Raw genomic sequence first — 18,102 nt, 5'->3', positions numbered from 1 at the left:
TCCGAAACAGCCGATGACCAGCGCGGATGCCCGGCACCGTCGCGTTGCCGACACCGTCTCAGTGGCCGGACCCTTGCCCGTCGGGGGTGCGCACGGCGGTGGCGAGGAACCGGTGTGCCGGGTCGTCGTAGCTGACGAGGCGCCAGCCGGTGCCGACCGCCGAGATCCGCAGCGGTCCTTCGGCGAGTGGTTCGTCGGGGCGCAGCGCCCGGCCGTGGCGGGCGGCGAGGGCGGCCCGGCCGGACGGGTGGAACAGCACCAGCCGCCCGCCGGGCCGGGTGACGCGGGCGAGTTCGCGCAGGCCGGCGACGGTGTCCGGCAGGTGCATGATGAGTCCCGCGGCGAAGATCGCGTCGACGGCGGCGTCGGCGAACGGGAGCCGGCGGGCGTCGGCGAGGACCAGCCCGGCGGCCGCGGCGGCGCCGGGCGACGCGGCGACGGCGAGCATCTGCGGGGTGACGTCCAGGCCGACGACGGTGCCGGTCGGGCCGACGGCGGCGCGCAGCGCGGGCAGCGCCCGGCCGGTGCCGCAGCCGACGTCCACCACCGTCGCGCCGACGGGCAGGCCGCTCTCGGCGACCGCGGCGGCGTAGGCGGGCTGGTCGTCGCCGAACCTGGTGTCCCAGGTGGCGGCGCGGGCGGCGAAGAACGCCCGGGACTCGGCCAGGTACCACCGGTCGCGGCCGGTCAACGCCGCGTCGACGTGGCGGATCACCGGCCAACCCGGGTCGTGCAGGTCGATGACGACGTGGGCGCCGGCGCTGCGGTCCGCGACGGCGGCGGGCGGCGGGGTGCGCAGCCAGATGACCACGGTCCACCCGCCGTCGGGTGCCTGGGCGCGCCACTGCGGCCCGTCCGCGACGACCAGGGTCTGTTTCAGAAGGGGGGTCGGAGCGAGGCGAGGTCCAGGCGTCGGCTGGGGCCGCGCCGGGCGCGTCCGGATACCGGGGTTGTATCCGGACGTGACCGGGGTGGTTCCAGGCGGCGTCTGGGCCCGCCGCAGCCCGGCCATCCCTTCTGAAACAGGCCCTGGGGCGCCGGCGGACGGGAGCCGGGCACAGCTGCGCCCACCGGCCCGCAGGGCCGCGGCGAGCCGGTCGGCCACGACGCGGCTGTGGCCGTCGAAGCTGTCGACGATCACCCCGGCCGGGCCGGGCGGCACCACCTCGACCAGCAGGTCGAGCACCTCAGCCCACCGTCGCGCTGCCCCGTCCATCACTCCATCATGCAGATGCTGGGCTGCCGGGGCCAGGTCCTCGAAGACGCGAGCCTCTCGGCGGATTTTCTGCTGCAGATGCGGCCGACTAGGGTGACCGGGTGACAGTCTTCCGGATCAGTGAGGCGGCCGAACTGCTGGGCGTGAGCGTCGACACCGTCCGGCGCTGGGTCGACGCAGGCCGCCTGCCCGCCACCCGGGACGAGCACGACCACCGCATCGTCGACGGCGTCGACCTCGCGCAGTTCGTCCGGGCCCAGGGCACCGAGCCCGACGGACGGGCCGACGGGTCCTCGGCCCGCAACCGGCTGCGCGGGATCGTCACCGCGGTCGTCAAGGACACGGTGATGGCGCAGGTCGACATCCAGGCCGGCCCGTTCCGGATCGTGTCGCTGATGAGCCGGGAGGCCGTCGACGAGCTCGACCTGCAGGTCGGGTCGGTGGCCATCGCAGTGATCAAGTCGACCACGGTCGTGGTGGAGCGCTCCACCCCGGCCGTCGCGAATAAGGGGAGGAACAGCTCGTGACATCCCGTTGGATCCGAATCACGCTCGCGGCGCTGACCGTCGCAGGGCTCAGTGCGTGCGGCGACGATACGAAGACCGCCAGTCCGCAGCCGTCGGTCGGCAGCGCCAGCAGCGCCGCGACCGTCACCGGTGACGTCACCGTGTTCGCCGCGGCGTCGCTGACCGAGTCGTTCAAGACGATCGGCAAGGACTTCGAGGCCGCCAACCCCGGCGCGAAGGTCACGTTCAACTTCGCCGGCAGCTCCGCCCTCGCCACCCAGATCAACCAGGGCGCGCCCGCGGACGTGTTCGCCTCCGCGGCGCCGGCGAACATGAAGACCGTCACCGACGCGGGCGGCGGCGAGGGCACCGCCACCACGTTCGTGAAGAACCAGCTCGTCATCGCGGTGCCGAAGGGCAACCCGAAAGGCATCAAGGCCCTCGCCGACCTGACGAAGCCGGGCGTGAAGGTCGCGTTGTGCGCCGAGCAGGTGCCGTGCGGCGCCGCCGCGAAGAAGGCCCTCGACGCCGCCGCGGTGAAGCTCACCCCGGTGACCCTGGAGCAGGACGTGAAGGCCGCCCTGTCGAAGGTGAAGCTGGGCGAGGTCGACGCGGCGCTGGTGTACCGCACCGACGCCAAGGCCGCCACCGCCGACGTCGACGGCATCGAGTTCCCCGAGTCCGCGGGCGCGATCAACGACTACCCGATCATCGTGCTGAAGAAGGCCAAGAACCCGGCCGGCGCGCAGGCGTTCGTCGCCTACGTCCTGTCGGACAAGGGCAAGGCCGTCCTCACCACCGCCGGCTTCCAGGCCCCGTAAGATCCCCGCAATGCCGATCGTGGACAAAGCCGGGGAGGAAGCTCCTCCCCGGCGCCAGCGGGTCCCGCTCGGCCTGCTCGTGCCGGCCGGGCTCGGCCTGCTGTTCCTCACGTTCCCGCTGATCGGTCTGCTGGTCCGCGCGCCCTGGACCACGCTGCCGCAGCGGCTCACCGAGCCCGGCGTGCTCACCGCGCTGAGGCTGTCGCTGCAGTGCGCCACCCTCGCCACCGTCGTCTGCGTGCTGTTCGGCGTGCCGCTCGCCTGGCTCCTCGCCCGGATCGAGTTCCCCGGCCGGCGCCTCGTCCGCGCCCTGGTCACCGTCCCGCTCGTGCTGCCGCCCGTCGTCGGTGGTGTGGCGCTGCTGCTGGTCTTCGGCCGCCGCGGGCTGCTCGGCGAGTGGCTCGACACCACGTTCGGCATCACGTTCCCGTTCACCACCACCGGCGTCGTCATCGCCGAGGCGTTCGTGGCGATGCCGTTCCTCATCATCGCCGTCGAAGGGGCGCTGCGCGGCGCCGACAGCCGCTTCGAGGAGGCCGCCGCCACCCTCGGCGCCGGCCGGTGGACCACGTTCACCCACGTCACGCTGCCGCTCGTCGCGCCCGGCATCGCCGCCGGGGCGGTGCTGTGCTGGGCCCGCGCGCTCGGCGAGTTCGGCGCCACCATCACGTTCGCCGGCAACTACCCGGGGACCACGCAGACCATGCCCCTGGCCGTCTACCTGGCCCTGGAGACCGACCTCGACGCGGCGATCGTGCTCAGCCTGATCCTGCTCACCGTCTCCGTCGCCATCCTCGCCGGGCTCCGCGACCGCTGGATCACCAGCCCATGACGGCCGAAGTGGACGCGCACATCGTCGTCGACCGCGGCACGTTCCGGCTCGACGTCCGCCTCCGGATCGAGCCCGGGCAGGTCGTCGCCCTGCTCGGCCCGAACGGCGCCGGCAAGACCACCGCCCTGCGGGCCCTCGCCGGCCTGCAGCCGCTCACCGCGGGGCACGTCACCGTCGACGGCGTCGACCTCGACCGCCCCGACCTGCGCCGCTACGTCCCGCCGGAGCGCCGGCCGATCGGCGTCGTGTTCCAGGACTACCTGCTCTTCCCGCACCTGTCGGCGCTGGACAACGTCGCGTTCGGGCCCCGCCGCCACGGCGTCGACCGGCGCGCCGCCCGCGACCAGGCCGCCGACTGGCTGGCCCGGGTGGGCCTGGCCGAACACGCCCGCCGCAAACCCCGGCAACTGTCCGGAGGACAGGCCCAGCGGGTCGCGCTCGCCCGCGCCCTGGCCGTGCACCCGGCGCTGCTGCTGCTCGACGAACCGCTCGCCGCCCTGGACGCCCGGACCAGGCTCGACACCCGGGCCGAACTGCAACGGCATCTCGCCGAACACCAGGGCGCTGCCCTGCTGGTCACCCACGACCCGCTCGACGCGCTCGTCCTCGCCGACCGGCTCGTCATCGTCGAGGACGGACGGGTCGTGCAGGAGGGCGACGCCACCGCGATCACCGCGCAGCCGCGCACCGACTACGTCGCGAGGCTCGTCGGCCTCAACCTCTACCGGGGACGCGCCGAAGGCCACACGGTGGTCGTGGGTGACGGGTTCGCGCTCGCTGCCGCCGACCGGCTCGACGGCGACGCGTTCGTCGTGTTCCGGCCCTCCGCGGTCGCGCTGCACCCGCACCGGCCCGACGGCAGCCCCCGCAACACGTGGGCCGCGACCGTCACCGGCGTCCAGCGCCACGGCGACAACCTGCGCATCCAGCTCAGCGGACCGATCACCGCCGCCGCCGACGTCACCCCGGCCGCCGCCGCGCACCTGCACCTCTCCCCCGGCCAGCAGGTGTGGGCCGCGGTCAAGGCGACGGAGACCCGCGCCTACCCGGCCTGACCGGTGGACGGGCCGAGTGGCATGTCCCCCGCCGGCCGCGGGGTCGGCACGGGCTCCTTCAACTCGATGAAGATCGCGTGGCTGTCCGTCGTGCCGATGTTCTCGCCGACGTGCTCCTGAGCGCCGACCCAGCGCGCCTGCCCCGCCGTGAGCTCCACCTCGACCTCGCGGCCGCCGGCGTGGACGCGGCGGCGGAAGTCGGCCAGCGTGACCATGACGCTGTCCGGGTGGCGGTGCGGGTGGGTCGTGTCGCTGGGGTGGTCGCGGTATTGCAGGACCCGGACCCGCTCGTTCTCGAACAGCACCGAGTACAGCTCCGGGTCGGTGACCACCGGATCTACTTCATGGGACTCCAGTACCATGGGATTACGGTACCATGGTGGCGATGTCAGTACCATATGAGGCGACCGGCCGCACGCAGCAGAAGTCCCGGACCCGGGAGGCCCTGGTCGACGCGACCCGCGCGCTGCTCGCCGAGGGCTCCACCCCGCAGGTGGAGGACGCCGCGGAACGCGCCGGGGTGTCCCGCACGACCGCGTACCGCTACTTTCCGAATCAGCGCAGCCTGCTCCTCGCGGCCCACCCGCAGCTCTCCCCGGACACGCTGCTCCCGCCCGACGCGCCGGATGAGCCCATCGCCCGCCTCGACGCGTTCATGGCCGCGTTCACCCGGTACAACTTCGACTGGGAGCCGCAGCTGCGCACCTCGTTGCGGCTGTCCCTGGCGCCGTCGCCGGAGCAGTCCGGAGCCCGGCCGGCCCTGCGGCAGGGCCGGGCCATCGGCTGGATCGAGCACGCCCTCGAGCCGGTGGCCCGGGCCCATCCGGCCGTCGACGTGCGCCGGCTCGCCGTCGCCATCCGCTCCGCGACCGGCATCGAGTCGCTGATCTGGCTCGTCGACATCGCCGGCCAGACCCGCGTCGAGGCCGCCGAAACGGTGCGCCGCACCGCCCGCGCACTGCTGGACGCGGCGCTGCGCGACGCCTGAGTTCCGTGGCAGGATCTTGTCGATGGACACCGATGCACTGCTCGGCGCCGCCGCGATCCTCGCCGAGGCCCGCCGGGTCGTCGTCTTCACCGGCGCCGGCATCTCCGCCGAGAGCGGGGTGCCGACGTTCCGCGACGACCTCACCGGCCTGTGGGCCCTCTACGAGGCCGAGGAACTCGCCACGCCGGAGGCGTTCCACCGCGACCCGGATCTCGTGTGGGGCTGGTACGAGTGGCGCCGCAACCGCGTGCGCCGGGCCGAACCCAACGCCGGGCACTTCGCGACGGCCGCGATCGAGGCCATGGTCCCCGGCAGCGTGGTCATCACCCAGAACGTCGACGACCTGCACGAGCGGGCCGGCTCACCGGCGCCGCTGCACCTGCACGGCAGCCTCTTCGCGCCCCGCTGCATCGGCCCCGACGCCCACCCCTTCACCGGCACGCTTCCCGACCCGCCCGCCGACGCCGGTGCCGACGGCGACCCCGACGCAGCGGCCGACGCAGAGCCCGACCCCGAGGCCGACCCCGACGCTGATGGGCGCCGCGTTCCGCCGCCGCGGTGCCTGGCCTGCGGGATGCTGGTGCGCCCCGGCGTCGTCTGGTTCGGCGAGGTGCTACCCGCCGCGGCCTGGACCGGCGCGAACGAGGCGGCCGCCAACTGCGACGTGCTGCTGACCGTCGGCACGTCCGGCGTCGTGTACCCGGCGGCGGAGCTCCCCCGGATCGCCAGGCGCACCGGCGCCACCGTGATCCAGGTCAACCCCGCGCCGACGGCACTGGACGTGGTCAGCACCATCAACCTGCGCGGCGCCGCCGCCGAGGTGCTGCCCGCACTGGTCGCGGCCGCCCGCTGAGGCGCACCGGCGGTAGGATTCGCGCGATGAGCACAATTCGGGGTGTGCTGTTCGATGCCGGTGGCGTGCTGACGCAGCCGATCGGCGGGCGGTGGAATCCGCGGTTCGACTTCGAGGGCATCGTGTCGTCCCACCATCCCGACGTCGACGTGGACCTCTTCCCGGCGGCGATCGCCGCTGGCCAGCGCTTCCTCGACGCCTCCCTCATCACGGCGAACCGGACCGCCTACCACCGCGAAATGCTCGCGATGCTCGACATCCCGCACCCGTCGGATCGGCTGCTGCACGAGCTGGAGGCGCCGGCCGCGGGTCCGGTGATCGAGACGTACCCCGACGTCCGCCCCGTCCTCGACCGGCTGCGGGCGGCGGGCATCCGCATGTCGGTGGTCTCCGACAACTGGGCAGGCCTGGAGGCGACCTTCGCCGGCCTGGACATCGCGCACTACTTCGACGGCTTCGCCATCTCCGAAATCCTGGGCTGCCGCAAACCGGACCCGCGCATGTACGCCGAGGGCAGCCGCCTCGTGGGCCTCCCACCGCACGAGTGCCTGTTCGTCGACGACGATCCCGAGCTCGTGGCCGCCGCCGTGGCCCTCGGCTACCACGGCCTCACCCTCGACCGCACCGCCGAACCCCCCACCCCGCCCGGCGTCATCACCACCCTCGACGCCCTCCCGCTCCCCCGCTGACCACCGCCGGCTCAGGGGTTCGGCCGGCTCGCGTTGGTGTAGGCCGACATCACGTTCTCGCGGTGCGCCACCTCGATCGGGATCAGACTCAGCGCGGCGGCGAGCACGAGCCCGACCTGAACTCCGACCAGGCCTGCCGCCGAGGCGGTGACCCCGGGGAGGTAGGGAAGCGCGACCGCCGTCAGGGCGAGCACGGCGCACGGCACGACCTTCTTCAGGGCACGCATGACGCGCCCCGGCCCGACCTCGGTCTGGTCCTCCTGGGTCACCCAGGACCAGTCGCCGCGCGCCAGTGCCATCGCCAGGGCGGCGGCCTCAGTGCTGACACGGTCGTACTCCTCGAGTTGATGATCGTGTGCGAGGCGGACGTGGAGCTGCCGCAGCCGGCCGGCGAGGTGCGTGGCGCGGGTACGGGCATCAGTGGTGATGGCTGCGCCGAGGCGCAGGCCGGCCGCGGCTCGGGGGAGGTCCCACTGCACGAAGTCGATCCACTCGCCCATCCATCTGAGGAAGTTGCGCCTGCGCCGAGGGTGCCGGCAGGTGGAGCGGGCCCGGTGCAGGCCATCCAGCAGCTGCAGAAGGTGGACCGCGGCCAGTTGCGGCGGCAGCAGCCACCCGGCCCGGCGCATCGCCAGCGGCACGACCACGGCGGTGCGGACGGCGATCAACCCGAACAGGCGGATCTCGGCAAGGACGAGCAGCGCGCCGGCCGCCGCGATCCCGGACGCGATCCCGCTCCACAGCCCGGTGAACACGGCGAGGACGGCGGTGACCACCGCGGCGACCACCGCGGCGATCACCGTGGCCGTGACGTACGGCTTGACGGCGCCGTTCTGCTGGATGCCGTGGCCGAGCAGCGCGATCGCGCCGAACAGCAGATAGGACGTCAGCGCCGCCCAGAGGGTCTCCGAGCCGCCGACCCAGATCACCAGCGCGACAACCGGAACGGCAACGGCGCACACGGCCGTGGCGAGACGCAACGCGTGATAGCCCCACAACCACCGGGATCGCGCCAGCGCCGCCCGCTGGACCGCGTAGGCGCGGAGGACCGGCCGCAGCTCGCGCCGGTCCTCGTCGCTCAGCAGTGGATGTCCGGTCGTGGCGATGAGCTGCCCATGCTCGTCCCGGGCAAGGCCGAGGACCTCCAGGCTTCGACGGCGCACGACTCATTCTCCAACTGAGGTGCAACGGCTCGACCCGCCGTCATCGGACCTTGATGATCACCTTGCCGAGCGGGTTGGCCGACTCGTAGTAGCGGAACGCGGCCGGTGCCTCCTCGAACGGGAACGTCCGGTCGATCACGGGACGCAGCTCGTGCGCGGCGATCACGTCGTTCATCTCGATGAACTGGGCCCGGCTGCCGACCGCGATGGCCCGCAGCGTCGCGGCGGCGCCGAACACCAGGCGGGGGTCCAGCGGCGGCCACTCGCCGTCGACCGATCCGACGAACGCCACCTGCCCGCTGACGGCCAGGGACCGCAGCGACTGATCCAGCGGGCCGGCGGTGTGGACGACCCGGTCGACGCCGAGACCGCCGGTGAGGGCGCGGACCTTGGCCGGCCAGTCGGGGTCGGAGCGGTAGTTGACGACCGCGTCGGCGCCCAGGCCGAGCAGCCGGCGCTCCTTGTCCGTCCGGCCGGTGGAGGCGATCACCGTCGCGCCGAGCGCCTTGGCCAGCTGCACCGCGAACAGCGACACGCCACCGGACCCGGTCGTCAGCACCGTGTGCTCTTTCAGAACACCGTCAAGGGCGTTCCACGCCGTGACCGCCGCGCACGGCAGGGTCGCGGCCTCCGCGTAGGACAGGTGCGCCGGGATCGGCACCAGCGCCCGCTCCGGCAGGACCGCGAGCTCGGTCAGCAGGCCGTCGAGGGACCCGCCCAGCTGCGGCAGCACCGCCGGCCGGAACGGCCCGTCCTGCCACTCCGGGAACAGCGTGGCGGTGACCCGGTCCCCGGGGCGTACCCGCTCGACACCCGCACCCACGGCGACGACCTCTCCGGCGCCGTCCGAGACCGGGATGACATCGGGTTTGACCGGCAGGACGTACCGGCCGCGCAGGACCAGCAGCTCACGGAAGCTCAGTGACACCGCGTGCACCGCGACCGCCACCTCCCCGGGGCCGAGCGGGCGGGGCTCCTCGGCGCGCAGCGACAGTCCGTCGATGCCGGCTCCGCTGGTGACGCGATAGCTGCGCATGCTCACCCCTCGATGAACTGGTAGTCGCCGACGATGCGCCCGTCCGGGCCGAGCACCAGGAACTCCAGGCCGGCGCCCGCCGGGTCGCCGCCGGCGCGCGGCACCATCTCCCAGCGGAACTTCACCACCTCGCGGAGCCGCTCGGCGGCGCCGGCGGCCTGGAACACGAACGTGCCGGGGGCGACGAACTCCTGGTAGGCGCGGGTCACCCGGGACTCGAGCTCGTCGTGCCCGCGGGCCTCCAGCACGAGCCGGTCGAAGCCCAGCCCGGCGGCGGCCTCGCGCAACTCGAGCGGCGCTTGCAGGACGTGGACCGCGTCGTCGGCCCACAGCTCGCGGATCGCGGCACGGCGCCGGTCCGCGTCCGGTTCGCTCCACACGGCGACGTACCGGTCGGTCAAATCCTTCAGGTTCATGCCCCGACTCTGCGGCGGGTGTCGCGCCGCGACAATTCCCTGCAAGGAATCGCCGGGCGGCGCTACGACGCGGTACACAGGAGCCATGACCCAAGGACTCGCCGGCGCGTTGCGGACCTGGCGCACCCGCCGGCGCGTCAGCCAGCTCGAGCTCGCGGTGCGGGCCGGCACCACCCAGCGGCACGTCAGCTTCATCGAGAGCGGCCGCTCCGTCCCGGGCCGGTCGATGATCATCCGGCTGGCCGAGTCCCTGGAGGTGCCGATCCGGGAGCGCAACGAGCTGCTGCTGGCCGCGGGGTTCGCGCCCGCGTATCCGCAGCGCGACCTCGACGACCCGAAGCTCGCGCCGGTGCGCGCCGCCCTCGACCGCATCCTGCACGGCCACCTGCCGTTCCCGGCGGTCATCGTCGACCGGCACGGCGACCTCGTCTCGGCCAACGCCGGCTTCCACGTGCTGACCCGCGGCGTCGCCCCGGAGCTGCTCGCCGCGCCGGTGAGCGTGCCCCGGGTCCTGCTGCACCCGCACGGGCTCGCCCCGCGCATCGCCAACCTCGACGAGTGGGCCTGGCACATCATCGACCGCGTCAAGGCCGAGAGCGTGCGCAACCCGAGCGACCGCCTGGCCCGCCTCGCCGAGGAGCTCACCGGCCTGGCGCCGCCGCGCCCGCGGCAGCTGTCGCCGCAGTACCTGGGCTACGCGGTGCCGCTGCACCTGCGCACCGGTGACCGGGACCTGCGGCTGATCACCACGCTCACGCACTTCGGCACCGCCACCGACGTCACCCTCGCGGAGCTGCGCCTGGAGGCGTTCCTGCCGGCCGACGACGCGACCAGCGCCGCCCTCACCGAGCTCGTCACCTACTGATCCCGGGTGCCTGCCCGGCAATGCGTTTGCCGGGCGTCCGAGTTGCGTGGCAGGCTCGCGCCATGGCTGACCTGGCCCAGCAGCTCGAGGACCTGCGCCCCTCGGAGCTGGCGCTGCGCGACTGGGTCCGGACCCGGCTGAACGCCTCGATCGTGCGCGAGATGGCCACCTACGACTACGGCATGCGCGTCGAGGAGCACCGCCGCGGCATCGAGGAGCTCATGGTCGCCCGCCGCCTGCCGGAGCAGGTGCCGTGGCCCCCCGCCGAGGTCCTGGAACTGACCACGTACACCAGGATCCCCGACGGCGAGGTCACGCCGGGCTCGGCGAGCTGGCGCGGCCACGTCGCCCGGCTGTTCGCCGCCGTGCTGCTGGTCCGGTCCATGAACAACGTCGAACCCGCCCCGACCCTCGCCGGCCTGGTCGCGTCGGCGCTGGCGCTGGGTCCCGAGGCCACGGCGGCTGCCGTGCGCTATCTCGCCTGGTGCCGGCTGCACGAACCGGGGGCCTGGCACGGCGACGAGGAGGCCCGCCCGTTCCTCACGCTCGGGCTGTGGCTGGTGTACGGCGCGAGCCCCGACAAGGACGCCGCCGTCGAGTCGACCCTCCGCCGGGCCTTCACCAGTGAGCTGCCGCCCCCGCCCGCCACCCCCAAGTCGATCGCCGGCGCCGAAGGCCGGCGGGCCTGGCGTTCCCTCGTCAACGACCACCTGCCCACCGACGAGGACCACAACGTCCGGGCCTGGTTCGCGTGACCGCCGTGCAGTGGCCGACCGTCCGCGACGCGCTCTGGATCGGCGGCGGCCAGTGGTCCGGCAAGACCACGGTCGCCGCCCTGCTCACCGCCCGGCACGCTCTCACCCACTACCACTGCGACTATCACGACGCCCGCGCCCACGAGGACCGTCGCATCGCGGCCCGCCGGCGGCGCGGCGAGCCCCCGCCCGACTGGTCGGCGTACTGGACCTCGTCGACGCCGCAGGAGATGGCCGACGTGGCGCTGGCCAACTTCGCCGAGCAGTTCCCGTGGGTCCTGGACGACCTGCGCGCCCTCGTCAGTCCCCGCCCGGTCCTGGTCGACGGCTGGAACCTGCGCCCGGACCTGGTCGCCGCCGTCACCGACGCGGCCCGGCGCATGGCGATCCTGGTCCCGACCCCCGAGTGGCAGTCGCACCAGGCCGCGACCCTGCCCCGCGCGGCCCGCTTCGGTGCCGACCAGCCCGACCCCGCGCGGGCCCGCCGCAACCGCCTCGAACGCGACCGCATCCTCGCCGACGACGCCGCCGATCGGGCGAGCGCCCTCGGCATCCACGTAATCCCGATCGACGGCACCCGCGACCCGGCGAGTGTCGCCGACGAGCTCGAGGACCACTTCGGCCTCGCCCCGGACGGTGTGGCCGCGGCGATCGCCGGTGAGCTGGAACTGATGACGCCAGCCGTGCGCGCGTCGCCGGAACTCGCCGCGCGGTACCTGGACCCGGACTTCGTGGAGATCGGGACCTCGGGCCGGCGCTGGGACCGCGCGACGACGCTCGCCACGCTCCCGGCGAAGGCCGGCGCGCGCTACGAACCCACCGACATGCGCGGCACGGTGCTCGCGCCGGGCTTGGTGCAGGTGACGTACGCGACGACGATCGCAGGTGAGCGGGCCCTGCGCAGCTCGCTGTGGCGCAACCTGGACGGCTGCGGCTGGCGCCTGTACTACCACCAGTCCACTCGCGTTCCGTGACCGTAAATGTGGCGGACGTCGACGTGTTGGACGCCGTCGGCGCGCGACGCCATCGAACGGTGAAGGCGTCACCGATGTCGAGTTCGTCCCTCGTTCGGGCGACTGCTGCCGATGCGTGAGTTCCGACGGGCACGCCTTGTGGCCGCGTCGGCACGGCCCGTCGACGCACGTGTCAATGGCTGACCGCGGTGCTGACTTCCGAGGGCTTCTCGGGTACTGTCCGCGAAGCATTCTGCGCCGGCGGTGTCGCGGGGAGCTCCGGTCGCGGCGGCTGCGAGACGACCTCCGGCCGGTCAGCGGAACCGCAGCCGAGGGAGGGCAGGGACCATGACGCAACACGGGATGCGACCTTACGACGAACGCCTCGCCAACGGGCAGGCGGCGCTCAACAACACCGCGGAGCAGCAAGCCCCCCGGCACGACATGAACGCGCAGCACGTCAACGCGCAGCACCAGGCGCTGCAGGTGCTGACCATGGCGCAGCGCACCGCCGAGGAGCACCTCGACGGCGCCCGGCGCGAGGCGGAGCAGATCCGCGCCGGTGCGCACGCCGAGGCCGCGCAGATCGTCTCGAAGGCCCAGGCCCGGGCCGACGCGCTGCACAACGAGGCCGAGAAGATCATCGCCGAGGCGCGCGCCCAGGCCGAGAGCATCGCCCAGGCCGCCGAGGCGTTCGCCGGGGAGACGGAGCAGAACGCCAACGACATCCTCGCCGAGGCGCAGAGCCGGTCGGAGAAGATCGTCCAGCAGGCCCGCTCCAACGCGCACGACATCAAGCAGCGCGCCGAGCAGATCTACGAGGACGTCGTCGGTGGCCTCACCGCCAAGCGGCAGGCACTGCAGCAGCAGATCGAGGCCCTGGAGCGCTTCGACCACGAGTACCGCTCCCGCCTCACCGCGTTCATGCAGCAGCAGATGCGCGCCCTCTGGGTGAGCCAGCCGCAGGTGGAGGCCGACATCGAGGAGGCCGAGGCGGTGCCGGGCGAGCTCATGCCCGCGCCCCGGGCCGGCGACCACGACGAGGTCCAGGCCTGACGGTTTCGCGTCACGAGCTGCTGGCCCCGGCCAGCAGCCGCACGATCTCGGCGGTGGAGCCCGCCTGACCGAGGAGCGGGAAGATCCGCCGCACGCTGTTGCGGTGGGCGTCCAGCTCCAGGTCGGCCATGGCGTCCGTCACGAGCGTGACGTGGTAGCCGTGGTCGTACGCGGCCCGTGCGGTTGACTCCACGCCGATGCTGGTGGTGAGCCCGGCCAGCACCACCTGCGTGACGCCGCGGCGGCGCAGTCGCAGGTCGAGATCGGTGCCGTGGAAGGCGTTCCAGGTGCGTTTCGTCACGGTGATGTCGTCGGGGTGACCGGCCAGGTCGTCCACGACGGCATCCCAGCCGTCGGGCAGCGGGCCGGACCGCGCCGGCAGCTCATTGCGGCCCGGGGCCGCGTCCGATCCAGCCGTGACCCGGACCAGGACGACCGGGGCGCCGCGCTCGCGGAAGGCGCGGGCCAGCTCGACCGCCCGGGCCACCACCTCCTGGCCGGTGTACGGGACCGTGGGAGCGCCGACGACGGCGTGCTGCAGGTCGATGATGACCAGTGCGCTGGTCGGGTCGAGTGCGGTGACGGTCATACGGTTGCGCCTTCCTGTTGCGCTTGGACAACTCCGGGGAACTGCCGCCGGGACAGCAGCAGCGGGCTGGTGAGGATGAGCAGGCCCGCGACCGTGATGGCGGTGCGGGGGCTGGTAGCCTCGGCGAGCAGTCCGCCGAGCGCGCTGAGGACGGCGATCGCCGCGCTGCTGCCGATCGACCAGGCCGACAGGGTGCGGGCGGTGCGGTCCTGTGGGGTGTGTTCCAGCCGGTACGTGGCGAGCACCGGGTTGTACAGGCTCATGCTGGCGATGATCGCGAGCTCGACCGCGATCACCGTCACGAGTCCGGCGATGCCGGGCTGGACGAAGGCGAGGCCGATCAGCCAGACCGCGCGCAGCGTGCCGACGGCACGGAGGATCCGCGGCTGACCGAACCGGGCCACGACGCGAGGGGCCAGCCGCGAGCCGATGAGCCCGCCGACGCAGGGGGCGGCGAAGGCGAGGCCGTACTGCCAGGGCGGGAAGCCGAGCTCGCCGAGCAGCAGCACGGCCAGCAGCGGCTCGGTGGCCATGATCAGTCCCGCGACGAGCAGCTGGTTGAGGTACAGCGCCCGCAGGTCGCGGTGGGTCAGCAGGTGCCGCCAACCGTCGAGCAGTTCGCCGGCCTTTGTCCGGCGCGCGGCGGCGCGGCGGGGGTGCGCCTCCCGCCCGCCGATCGCGGCGATGCCCAGCGCGGAGAGCAGGTAGCTGAGCGCGTCGGCCACGACGGTGGCGACCGGCCCGAACAGGCCGACCGCCGCGCCACCCAGCGGCGGACCGACCGCGATGGAGCTCCACGTCGTCGACTCGAACCTCGCGTTGGCCACGAGCAGGTGTTCCGGCCGGACGAGGGTCTTGAGGTAGGCGCCGCTCGCCGCACCGAAGGCTATCTTCGCGGCGGCGACCACGGCCGAGACGGCCATCAGCTGCCCGAACCCGAGCCGGCCGAGGGCGTACGCGACGGGGATCGTCAGCATGGCCGCGAACCGGGCCAGATCCATCGCGATCATCACCGGCCGCTTGCGGTGGAACTCCACCCACGGCCCGAGCGGCAGGGCGATCAGCGCGCCCACCGCCGGCCCCACCGCGGACAGCGCGGACACCTGGGCCGGGCTGGCGTGCAGCACCAGCACGGCGATCAGCGGCAGGGCACCGAACCCCAGCCCCGAACCGTAGGCGCTGACCGCGTACGCCGCCCACAACCACCCGAACCGCCGACCCAGCAACCCGCACCTCCCGTGTGAACAACCGACCGTTGACCGCTGCGATCAAAGCAAGGCCCGGGACAACGAATCAAACAACCGGTCCGGGGCCGAGCCACAACCGATCGTTGTGTGCGTAGGGTGTGGCGCGTGGATCTCGATGCCGTGCGGACCTTCGTCGCCGCCGCCGACGCCGGTCAGTTCCAGGACGCGGCCGCCGCGCTGTCGATCACCCAGCAGGCGGTGTCCAAGCGCATCGCCGCGCTGGAGAAGGACCTGCAGGTGCGGCTGTTCACCCGCACCCCGCGCGGCGCCCAGCTCACGGTCGACGGCCAGGCGTTCCTCCCCCACGCCCGGGAGCTGCTGCGGGTGGAGGCGCGCGCCGACGCCTCCGTGCGCCCCGGCCGGCGGGCCCTGCGCGTCGACGTCCACAGTCGACGGACCGCGCCGGCGGTGCTGCTGCAGGACTTCCACCGCGCGTACCCGCGGATCGACCTGGACGTGGTGACGCTCGACGCCGACGTCCACGCCGCGACCGCCGCCGTCGAGGCCGGGACGGTCGACGCCACCTTCCACGCCGTCACCGTCCCCGCGCGCCGGCTGCCCGGCGCGATCAGGACCGCCCGCGTGATCGACGAACGCCACGAGCTGCTCGTCGGGCCGCGCCACGCGCTCGCCGCCGCCCGCGCCGTCACGCCCGCGCAACTCGCCGAGCACCGCATCTGGATGCCGGGCATGGCCGTGGGCACCGAATGGTCCGACTACTACGACGAGCTCGCCGCCGCGTTCGGCCTCACCATCGACCGGATCGGCCCGGTCTTCGGCAATGAGGCGCTGCTGGCCGAGATCGCCGACTCCCCGACGCTGGCAACCCTCGCGGGCGAACGCACCCGGTACCTGTGGCCGGACAGCTACGACCTGCGCCGCATCCCGGTGCGCGACCCGGCACCGATCTACCCGATGTCACTGATCTGGCGCGCCGACAACCCGCATCCGGCGCTGCCGAAGCTCCGCGACCACCTCGCCGCCAGGCGGGGGGACGCCCCCGACGGGCAGGTGTGGCTGCCGAAATGGGGCCACTGACGGTTTCCGGTGTGTTGTGTCAGCTAGCCGACCGTGCGTATCAGCCCGTCGCCGCGCGGCGTCTCGCTGGGCACGTTCGACACCACCACACCTGGAGGCAGCACATGCGAAGGTTCGTGTACGCGGTCATGCACGACGTCAACGGCAACGTCCTGATTGCGCGGAAGAACGTCCGGGGGTACTTCTTCGGCCCGACGCACACCAAGCCCGCGGGGGTCATCAAGCACGGCCAGCCCCTCAACGGGGGCGGGATGATGGCGCTGCCCGGTGGCGGCCTCCAGCCGGGCGAGTCGATCCTGACCGGCGCCGCCCGGGAGTTCTGGGAGGAGACGGGCACGCTCATCCCGAATCATGCGGTGACACACGTCATGGACTTCGTTCCGGACAACAACGACCCCGATGACGAGTACGCCGCCGGGTTCTTCCAGGTGTCGCTCGCGGAACTGATGACCGCGGAGAGCAGGATCGAGCACTTCCGGTTGTGGCCCGGGTTCGCGGCGGCGCAGCAGGTCCAGGTCGGCGCCATCACCCAGTACCACCAGATCCACCAGCGATACGCAGACGCGCCGATCGACAACGAGCTCGACCACGTGATCGTGTGGAACCTGGCCGACCCCCACATCCGCGCCCACGTGGCGACCTGGCGCAACCAGCCGCCGCTCGACTGGTTCTTCGAGATCCTCGACTTCCTTTCCTTCAACCTCGGGTTGGGCCCTCTCGTGGTGGTCGGCGACGACCGCCGGGTCACCGCCGACGACGAGGACCTCGTCTCCGTCAACTGACCGGACGCACGGGTGGCGTCCCGCCGTCCGGGCCGCCACCCGTCGAGGGAGGAACCGTGATCCGATCCGCGGTCACGCCCGACCGGGTGCCATGCTCGACCCCCGACCGGCACAGCGTCGTCGCGCTCACCATCGCCGTCACCAACGACGGCGATCGAACGGTCGAACTGCCGCTGCTGCGGGTGTGGATCCCCAACGACCGCATCGCCAAGCCCGCCACCCTCACCACCGACCCTGGCACGATCGCCGCCGCGCCCGGCCCGGCGACACCGTGGGCGACGTGCACCAGCGGGGACGGCGTCGTGTTCGCCCAGCCGCTGCCACCCGCCGACGGCATCGGAGCGCACCAGACCGTCGAGCTCCGGCTCGACGGGATCGTCGTGAACACCGTACCGGGTGCGGTGGCGATCCAGCTCCGGTTGCCCGACGGCAGCACCACCGACCTGACCGTTCACAAGGAGATCGGCGCCGCGCGCGCCGAACACCGTTGAAGGAGAACACCATGACGAGCCGCTCGACGACCGTGAGCCCGCCGAAGGAGCTCACGGACAACATCACCGAACGCGTCGGCCAGGTCGTGCGCCAGCAGCGCGCCACCTCGACGCCCAAGGAGTGGACCAGCCCCGACCAGGTCGGCAACGGCACGCCGGCCACCTGGGGCAGGAAGGCGACGCCGGGCACGGCAGCGACCACCGGCACGGTGGCGACCAGACCCACCTGGGAGACGGTGGAGCCCGCAACGACCTGGGGCACCGCCGGCACAGCCGCCGACCTCGCCGCGTCGAGCATCTCCGGCGCGTTCGACCTCGAGATCGAGGTGAACGGCAAGACCTACATCGTTACCGTGTCCTCGCCGGCCACGCCCGGTGACCCGTACGTCCTCGAGTTCACCTACGAAGAGGTGAAGTGGGCGCTGACGGTCCGCTGGCCGGCGGAGGAAGGCGAGCCCTACGACATCAAGCTCAAGCGCACCGCCGAGGGCGAGACCACCACCATCGCCGGTGTCGAGTACACCGACAGCGAGACCTGGGCCGCCGAGCTCGAGCTGCCGAAGATGGAGTTCGGCACGATCACGATCAGCCGGCTCGCCTTCCGGATCGCCAGCATCCCGTCCGACAAGCCCGAAGGTCCGCTCCCGCCGCTGCCCGCGCTGCGCGGACGGCCGGAGGCCTACGTGATCGGGCGGGACCTGGCGGTCGGCGGCCATGAGACGTCGTCGGATGTCGTCCGGGGCTGACCGGG

The 18,102-nt window shown here is 73.0% G+C and carries 22 protein-coding genes; 15 read left to right on the top strand and 7 right to left on the bottom strand.

What is annotated here, in order from left to right; genetic code table 11:
* Positions 1-58: 58 nt before the first annotated feature.
* Entirely contained in the window at positions 59-1,216 is a 1,158-nt protein-coding gene (locus ACFPIJ_RS09835; protein WP_380114385.1) for a class I SAM-dependent methyltransferase, read from the bottom strand.
* A 101-nt stretch (positions 1,217-1,317) separates the two neighbouring features.
* Between ACFPIJ_RS09835 and ACFPIJ_RS09830 the strand changes: the two genes are divergently transcribed.
* Genes ACFPIJ_RS09830 through ACFPIJ_RS09815 form a run of 4 tightly spaced genes read left to right on the top strand, consistent with a single transcriptional unit; the run spans position 1,318 to position 4,430 of the window.
* On the top strand, positions 1,318-1,743 hold the full coding sequence (locus ACFPIJ_RS09830; RefSeq protein ID WP_380114384.1) for a TOBE domain-containing protein: 426 nt from the start codon (positions 1,318-1,320) through the stop codon (positions 1,741-1,743).
* Positions 1,740-2,543 carry a molybdate ABC transporter substrate-binding protein gene (modA, locus tag ACFPIJ_RS09825; RefSeq protein ID WP_380114383.1) on the top strand — a complete coding sequence of 268 codons (804 nt, stop codon included), beginning with the start codon at positions 1,740-1,742 and terminating at the stop codon, positions 2,541-2,543. The genes ACFPIJ_RS09830 and modA overlap by 4 nt, the downstream gene beginning before the upstream one ends.
* Before the next feature lie 10 nt (positions 2,544-2,553).
* On the top strand, positions 2,554-3,375 hold the full coding sequence (locus ACFPIJ_RS09820; RefSeq protein ID WP_380114382.1) for an ABC transporter permease: 822 nt from the start codon (positions 2,554-2,556) through the stop codon (positions 3,373-3,375).
* Positions 3,372-4,430 (top strand): ABC transporter ATP-binding protein, encoded by a 1,059-nt coding sequence (locus tag ACFPIJ_RS09815; RefSeq protein ID WP_380114381.1) that lies wholly within the window; start codon positions 3,372-3,374, stop codon positions 4,428-4,430. The genes ACFPIJ_RS09820 and ACFPIJ_RS09815 overlap by 4 nt, the downstream gene beginning before the upstream one ends.
* Here ACFPIJ_RS09815 and ACFPIJ_RS09810 read toward each other — a convergent pair.
* On the bottom strand, positions 4,418-4,792 hold the full coding sequence (locus ACFPIJ_RS09810) for a cupin domain-containing protein (RefSeq protein WP_380114380.1): 375 nt from the start codon (positions 4,790-4,792) through the stop codon (positions 4,418-4,420). The genes ACFPIJ_RS09815 and ACFPIJ_RS09810 overlap by 13 nt on opposite strands.
* A 23-nt stretch (positions 4,793-4,815) precedes the next feature.
* On the opposite strand from ACFPIJ_RS09810, the gene ACFPIJ_RS09805 reads away from it, so the two are divergent.
* From ACFPIJ_RS09805 to ACFPIJ_RS09795, 3 genes are read left to right on the top strand one after another with little or no spacing between them, the layout of a single operon-like run.
* Positions 4,816-5,418, top strand: a complete 603-nt coding sequence (locus ACFPIJ_RS09805) for a TetR/AcrR family transcriptional regulator (protein ID WP_380114379.1) — start codon at positions 4,816-4,818, stop codon at positions 5,416-5,418.
* Between the two features lie 22 nt (positions 5,419-5,440).
* Positions 5,441-6,271 carry an SIR2 family NAD-dependent protein deacylase gene (locus tag ACFPIJ_RS09800; protein ID WP_380114378.1) on the top strand — a complete coding sequence of 277 codons (831 nt, stop codon included), beginning with the start codon at positions 5,441-5,443 and terminating at the stop codon, positions 6,269-6,271.
* 26 nt (positions 6,272-6,297) lie between these two features.
* Positions 6,298-6,960, top strand: a complete 663-nt coding sequence (locus tag ACFPIJ_RS09795) for an HAD family hydrolase (protein ID WP_380114377.1) — start codon at positions 6,298-6,300, stop codon at positions 6,958-6,960.
* Between the two features lie 11 nt (positions 6,961-6,971).
* Here the strand turns inward: ACFPIJ_RS09795 and ACFPIJ_RS09790 are convergent, their stop codons facing one another.
* The 3 genes from ACFPIJ_RS09790 to ACFPIJ_RS09780 are packed head-to-tail and all read right to left on the bottom strand — an operon-like array spanning position 6,972 to position 9,575.
* The gene (locus tag ACFPIJ_RS09790) at positions 6,972-8,123 is read right to left on the bottom strand and encodes a hypothetical protein (protein WP_380114376.1); all 1,152 of its coding nucleotides are present in this window, start codon (positions 8,121-8,123) and stop codon (positions 6,972-6,974) included.
* A 40-nt stretch (positions 8,124-8,163) separates the two neighbouring features.
* Positions 8,164-9,159, bottom strand: coding sequence for a zinc-dependent alcohol dehydrogenase family protein (locus ACFPIJ_RS09785; protein WP_380114375.1), 996 nt, complete (start codon positions 9,157-9,159; stop codon positions 8,164-8,166).
* Between the two features lie 2 nt (positions 9,160-9,161).
* Positions 9,162-9,575, bottom strand: coding sequence for a hypothetical protein (locus ACFPIJ_RS09780; protein ID WP_380114374.1), 414 nt, complete (start codon positions 9,573-9,575; stop codon positions 9,162-9,164).
* Between the two features lie 85 nt (positions 9,576-9,660).
* Here ACFPIJ_RS09780 and ACFPIJ_RS09775 point away from each other — a divergent pair, with 85 nt between their 5' ends.
* The 4 genes from ACFPIJ_RS09775 to ACFPIJ_RS09760 all read left to right on the top strand — a co-directional run bounded on the left by ACFPIJ_RS09775 (position 9,661) and on the right by ACFPIJ_RS09760 (position 13,204).
* Positions 9,661-10,440 carry a helix-turn-helix domain-containing protein gene (locus tag ACFPIJ_RS09775; protein WP_380114373.1) on the top strand — a complete coding sequence of 260 codons (780 nt, stop codon included), beginning with the start codon at positions 9,661-9,663 and terminating at the stop codon, positions 10,438-10,440.
* Positions 10,441-10,502: 62 nt separating this feature from the next.
* The gene (locus ACFPIJ_RS09770; RefSeq protein WP_380114372.1) at positions 10,503-11,195 is read left to right on the top strand and encodes a hypothetical protein; all 693 of its coding nucleotides are present in this window, start codon (positions 10,503-10,505) and stop codon (positions 11,193-11,195) included.
* Entirely contained in the window at positions 11,192-12,169 is a 978-nt protein-coding gene (locus tag ACFPIJ_RS09765; protein WP_380114371.1) for a nuclear transport factor 2 family protein, read from the top strand. The genes ACFPIJ_RS09770 and ACFPIJ_RS09765 overlap by 4 nt, the downstream gene beginning before the upstream one ends.
* A gap of 342 nt (positions 12,170-12,511) precedes the next feature.
* A complete protein-coding gene (locus tag ACFPIJ_RS09760; RefSeq protein ID WP_380114370.1) occupies positions 12,512-13,204 on the top strand; it encodes a hypothetical protein in 693 nt (230 codons plus the stop codon).
* 10 nt (positions 13,205-13,214) lie between these two features.
* Here the strand turns inward: ACFPIJ_RS09760 and ACFPIJ_RS09755 are convergent, their stop codons facing one another.
* The gene (locus ACFPIJ_RS09755) at positions 13,215-13,793 is read right to left on the bottom strand and encodes an isochorismatase family protein (protein WP_380114369.1); all 579 of its coding nucleotides are present in this window, start codon (positions 13,791-13,793) and stop codon (positions 13,215-13,217) included.
* Positions 13,790-15,019: an MFS transporter gene (locus ACFPIJ_RS09750; protein WP_380114368.1), complete on the bottom strand. Its 1,230-nt coding sequence runs from the start codon at positions 15,017-15,019 to the stop codon at positions 13,790-13,792. The genes ACFPIJ_RS09755 and ACFPIJ_RS09750 overlap by 4 nt, the downstream gene beginning before the upstream one ends.
* A 126-nt stretch (positions 15,020-15,145) precedes the next feature.
* Here ACFPIJ_RS09750 and ACFPIJ_RS09745 point away from each other — a divergent pair, with 126 nt between their 5' ends.
* The 4 genes from ACFPIJ_RS09745 to ACFPIJ_RS09730 all read left to right on the top strand — a co-directional run bounded on the left by ACFPIJ_RS09745 (position 15,146) and on the right by ACFPIJ_RS09730 (position 18,097).
* Complete coding sequence (locus ACFPIJ_RS09745) at positions 15,146-16,078, top strand: LysR family transcriptional regulator (protein WP_380114367.1); 933 nt, start codon at positions 15,146-15,148, stop codon at positions 16,076-16,078.
* 104 nt (positions 16,079-16,182) lie between these two features.
* Positions 16,183-16,860 (top strand): NUDIX hydrolase, encoded by a 678-nt coding sequence (locus ACFPIJ_RS09740; protein WP_380114366.1) that lies wholly within the window; start codon positions 16,183-16,185, stop codon positions 16,858-16,860.
* Between the two features lie 56 nt (positions 16,861-16,916).
* On the top strand, positions 16,917-17,351 hold the full coding sequence (locus tag ACFPIJ_RS09735; RefSeq protein ID WP_380114365.1) for a hypothetical protein: 435 nt from the start codon (positions 16,917-16,919) through the stop codon (positions 17,349-17,351).
* An 11-nt stretch (positions 17,352-17,362) separates the two neighbouring features.
* Positions 17,363-18,097, top strand: coding sequence for a hypothetical protein (locus ACFPIJ_RS09730; protein WP_380114364.1), 735 nt, complete (start codon positions 17,363-17,365; stop codon positions 18,095-18,097).
* The last annotated feature ends 5 nt before the right edge of the window (positions 18,098-18,102 follow it).

Origin of the sequence: Dactylosporangium cerinum (assembly GCF_042653625.1) — a bacterium.
GTDB classification, from domain to species: Bacteria; Actinomycetota; Actinomycetes; order Mycobacteriales; family Micromonosporaceae; genus Dactylosporangium; species Dactylosporangium cerinum.
The sequence above is the reverse complement of the archived record's forward strand: the minus strand, read 5'-3'. Positions and strand labels throughout refer to the sequence as shown.